This is a genomic window from Paenibacillus sp. OT2-17 (assembly GCF_009827695.1).
GTDB lineage: Bacteria > Bacillota > Bacilli > Paenibacillales > Paenibacillaceae > Paenibacillus > Paenibacillus polymyxa_B.
Genome location: NZ_WUDQ01000284.1, coordinates 1 through 4,601 on the forward strand (window position 1 = coordinate 1; position 4,601 = coordinate 4,601).

Genomic DNA, 4,601 nt, shown 5'->3' on the forward strand with positions numbered 1-4,601 from the left:
CCGGAAAGTGTCATTAATCTGCTTCAAGTAGATCCAATTGAATTTGAATTTGGATACGGGTTAATTCCGCTGGCGGATACACAGCAGGGCGGGGATTTATTGGATCGGATTATTATGATCCGTCGTCAATGTGCTTTGGAGCTGGGTTTGGTTGTGCCGGTCATTCGTATTCGGGACAACATTCAGCTCAAGCCTAACGAATATGTAATTAAAATTAAAGGTAATACCGTGGGCGGCGGAGAGCTTCTGTTAAATCATTACCTGGCTATGAGTCCAGGATACGACGATGATTCTATTACAGGAATCGAAACGACGGAACCAGCCTTCGGATTACCTGCGCTCTGGATTGATGAGAACACCAAGGATGTTGCGGAACTATCGGGTTATACCGTAGTTGATCCACCTTCAGTTGTAGCTACTCATCTTACGGAGACGATCAAGAAACATGCTCATGAGTTGCTTGGCAGACAGGAAACACGGTCGCTGGTCGACAATCTCAAAGAGAATTATCCAGTGCTGGTGGACGACCTTATTCCTTCTGTGCTTGCGATTGGGGATGTACAAAAAGTGCTGGCCAAGCTGTTGAAAGAAAAAATCTCCATTCGCGATATGGTGACTATTTTCGAAACATTAGCTGACTACGGCACTTATACAAAAGATCCCGACGTGCTGACTGAATATGTCCGTCAGGCGTTGTCCCGCCAGATTACGCAGCAATTTGCCCAACAAGGGGAGACGTTACGCGTTATTACAGTGGGACCAGGATTGGAGAAGAAAATTGCTGAAAGCGTGCAACAGTCGGAGCAAGGTAGCTATTTGGCTCTTGATCCGGTGTCTACGCAAACGGTGTATCAAAGAATGATGGAGCAAATCAACCGCCTTATTCAATCTGGACAGCAGCCTATTGTGTTAACGTCACCGACAATTCGTATGTATTTGCGGCAAGTGATGGAGCGGACGATGCAGGATGTCCCGGTGCTGTCGTACAGTGAGCTGGAGCCGAACGTTGAAATTCAAAGTGTCGGGGTGGTGAACTTATGAGAGTGAAACGATATGTAGTGGATACCATGCCAGAAGCTATGCTGCAAATCAGGGGTGACTTAGGAACAGACGCCGTCATTTTAAGTACAAAAGAAATGAAGGTCGGCGGTTTCATGGGAATGTTCAGTAAAAAGAAAATCGAAGTGGTTGCTGCGGTAGAGGAGAAGCAACCTCAAAAGCCACGACGGTTTGGACCCTCTTCACAAGAACTTGCCCAGGCGGCTTCACCTCTAATGAACGCTCCTGAACAGCCAGAAAAATCATTTATGCCTGTGGTTCCCAGACAAGCTGTTCCAGAAGCTTATCGACGGGTAACGCAGATGACGGGTGGTTCCAAAGAAGAACAAGCTGAATTAACGATGAATGAAGAACAAGCTGCTTCAGCAACTGAGCATTTGTCATCTAGGCCTGCAAATAATCTGGAGACTATATCTCAAGCACTTGATCATGAAGCATTGCTTTCGAACATGAAATCATCCAGTGAACTGTTTAAACAGCCCATTGAAGTAAGTGCTCCAGATAAGAGCGGAGTAGAAGAAAATCAGGCTCTGCTTAATGAATTGCGGGAAATGAAAGCCATGATGACTCGGTTTTCCCGAAATTCTTCATTGGAAAGTACTTGGCCGGAGCCGTTGCAAGAGATTTGTGAGCGTGTACTGGAGCAGGAAGTGGAACGTGATTTACTGGAGTATTGGCTCGAACAGGTATATGTGCGTCGGAGTGAGCACCCTTTTGCGCCTGAAACTTTTGATTGGGAACAAGCCTTTCGTGAGGAAGTGGCCAGTTTTATTCAGACAAGACTGGACAAAGGGATCTCTAAAGATACCAAAATTGTGTATGTGGCAGGTCCTACCGGAGTAGGGAAAACGACAACCATTGCCAAGTTAGCAGCAGAGCAGTTGTTTAAGCATCATCGCAAAGTTGGATTTATTACTTCTGACACGTACCGGATTTCAGCCGTCGAGCAACTGCGTACATATGCTACGATTTTGAATGTACCGCTTGAAGTTGTGCAATCTCCTGGTGACGTCCACAGAGCCATTCAACGTCTGGAACATTGTGACCTGATCCTCATGGATACCGCAGGACGAAATTATCGTAATGAATTACTTGTTTCGGAACTGCAAAGTCTGCTTTCGCCTATTAATGAAAGTGAGACGTATCTGGTACTCAGTCTGACATCCAAAAGTAAAGATATGCTCAATATAACTGGACATTTCAGTAAGTTTGGTCTTGGTAAGGTTGTATTTACTAAGATGGACGAGACAGGTAGCTGTGGTGGGATGTTTAACCTTTTGCATCATTTTCCGATGCAGCTGGCTTATATTACCAATGGACAAAATGTTCCTGACGACCTGCTTCATCCCGATGCAGAAATGGTGACAAGCATGCTGCTTGGACCCAAAGCATCAACAGGAGTTAACGGAGATTCCATATGAGTGACCAAGCCCAATCACTTAGACAAATGGCTTCTTCCTTGGATAAATATCGATTGCCCCCACGTAATCGTCAAGCAAAAATTATAACGATCACCAGTGGTAAAGGCGGGGTGGGCAAATCCAATTTCACGCTGAACTTTGCTCTGGCTCTGCAATCCCTTGGTCGAAAGGTACTTGTGTTTGATGCTGATATAGGTATGGCCAATATTGATGTATTAATGGGAGCCAATTCACAATTCAATCTTCTTCACCTGTTAAAACGTGAGAAATCAATTGATGAAATTATTCAAACGGGTGTAGGTGGTTTGCCTTATATTGCTGGAGGATCGGGCTTGAGCGAATTGTTTACGTTATCGGATAACGATCTGAATTATTTTGCCGAAGAAGTAGAGAAAATGGCGGCAGATATGGATTACATTCTATTTGATACAGGTGCAGGTTTATCCAAAGAAAACCTTAAATTCATCACTTCAGCTGACGAATGCCTGGTCGTAACCACACCGGAACCGACGTCCTTAACAGATGCGTATGCGCTAATTAAAGTCGTCAGCGGGTTACAAAAGGATACGGCATTCAAAATTATAGTCAATCGTGCCGATAACGATAATGAGGCCCGTCAAGTTGCCGATAAGATCGCACTGGTTGCGAAACGCTTTTTGGAGATCGAAATCCCGTTGCTTGGACATATCAGTGATGATACTCATGTCATGCAAGCAGTCAAAAGGCAAGTACCTTTTATGGTTGCTTTTCCGGGATGTGCGGCTTCAAGAGATGTATTGAATCTGGCACACCGTTTTGCAGCAATGCCACAGATTCCGCAATCAGGTGCATTGAGTGGAATTAAAGGGTTTATGCAAAAATGGTTGCGGCGTTCTGTACATTGATTTTGATGAGAGGAAACAGAGGTGTTTAACATGTGTGCTTACCAGGTGCTGGTTGTAGATGATTCGGCCTTTATGCGCAAAATTATTACAGATTTAATTGTAAGGGATGAGTCGTTCAACATCGTAGGTACAGCCGCCAATGGCAAAGAGGCTGTAGAGAAAGTGAAGGAATTGCAGCCCGATTTGGTCACCATGGATGTCGAGATGCCTGAAATGAATGGTCTTGAAGCATTGCCATTGATTATGGCAGCCCATCCGCTACCTGTTATTATGCTGTCAGGCATTAATGAACAAGGTATGAAGGAGACCATCATGGCTCTGGAGGCAGGAGCTTTCGATTTTATAAGAAAGCCTTCCATTGCTCATGCGCAAGATATTGAGCAAGTGAGCAAGGCGCTGCTGGAACAGATGCACACTGCTATGCAAGCAGTGCGGAGCCGCCTGGAACGCAAGGAAGCTAATGAGCGCAAAGCTGCATTGGAACAAGCGGAGAAAACGCCACAGGAAAAGCCTCCTGTTGTTCCGCTTGCTCCTTCACCTGCTGTATCAGCTCAGCCGAAGCGTGATGCGGGCAAGTCCGTCCCGGCAACAGCCAAGCAGGAAACTAAACGACAACAGTCTGGAACATCTGTTACAGCGGGGCGCATAGAACAGCCAGGTGCTCAGACAAGCAAGTCAGTCCAAGCACCTACTGTTCAGAAGAAGGAAGACTTGTCCAAGGGGATGGGACGAACACCAGGGCAACTAAACAGTTCTAATACGGCCGCTGGCAAATCGCTGCATGGTAAGGATAAAGCAGGGCTGGTTAAGCCGGAGCCCCGTAAGACGGTGATTTCATCAGCTACGCCTACTCCTGCGGCTGCTACGCCTCCAGTAACGGCACCTACAGTTCCTGCCACATCTAAGGGATTTTCTCTTAAAAAAGGTGTGCACACGTCCAGCTTTCGCAAACTGGTGGCGGTGGGATGTTCTACGGGCGGCCCGCGGGCGCTTAAGACGCTGTTGGAACGCATTCCTGGTGATTTTCCTGCTCCAATCGTTATCGTTCAGCATATGCCGCCAAACTTCACTCGTTCGCTGGCACAACGCTTAAACACGTTAAGTCCACTCCGAGTTGTGGAGGCTGAGCAGGGAATGACGCTGGAGACTGGAACGGCCTACATTGCCCCAGGGGGATATCAACTAAGAATTGTGCCAGGAGCCGGTGGTAAATACCCTGTGTCACTGAAGATGGAGG

Annotated in this window: 4 protein-coding genes; all 4 read left to right on the plus strand. The window is 46.6% G+C overall.

The window, feature by feature from the left end:
- The coding region (locus GRP75_RS19575) for an FHIPEP family type III secretion protein (RefSeq protein ID WP_202404221.1) at positions 1 to 1,041 on the plus strand (1,041 nt) is incomplete at its 5' end.
- Complete coding sequence (flhF, locus tag GRP75_RS19580; protein ID WP_160790114.1) at positions 1,038 to 2,480, plus strand: flagellar biosynthesis GTPase FlhF; 1,443 nt, start codon at positions 1,038 to 1,040, stop codon at positions 2,478 to 2,480. The genes GRP75_RS19575 and flhF, both read left to right, overlap by 4 nt.
- Positions 2,477 to 3,364, plus strand: a complete 888-nt coding sequence (locus GRP75_RS19585) for a MinD/ParA family protein (RefSeq protein WP_160790115.1) — start codon at positions 2,477 to 2,479, stop codon at positions 3,362 to 3,364. The genes flhF and GRP75_RS19585 overlap by 4 nt, the downstream gene beginning before the upstream one ends.
- Positions 3,365 to 3,394: 30 nt before the next feature.
- A partial coding sequence (locus GRP75_RS19590) for a chemotaxis protein CheB (RefSeq protein ID WP_160790116.1) occupies positions 3,395 to 4,601 on the plus strand: 1,207 nt, incomplete at its 3' end.

Coding starts and splice junctions, on each gene's coding strand:
- flhF (WP_160790114.1), top strand. CDS start 1,038: ATGAGAGTGAAACGATATGTAGTGGATACCATGCCAGAAGCTATGCTG.
- GRP75_RS19585 (WP_160790115.1), top strand. CDS start 2,477: ATGAGTGACCAAGCCCAATCACTTAGACAAATGGCTTCTTCCTTGGAT.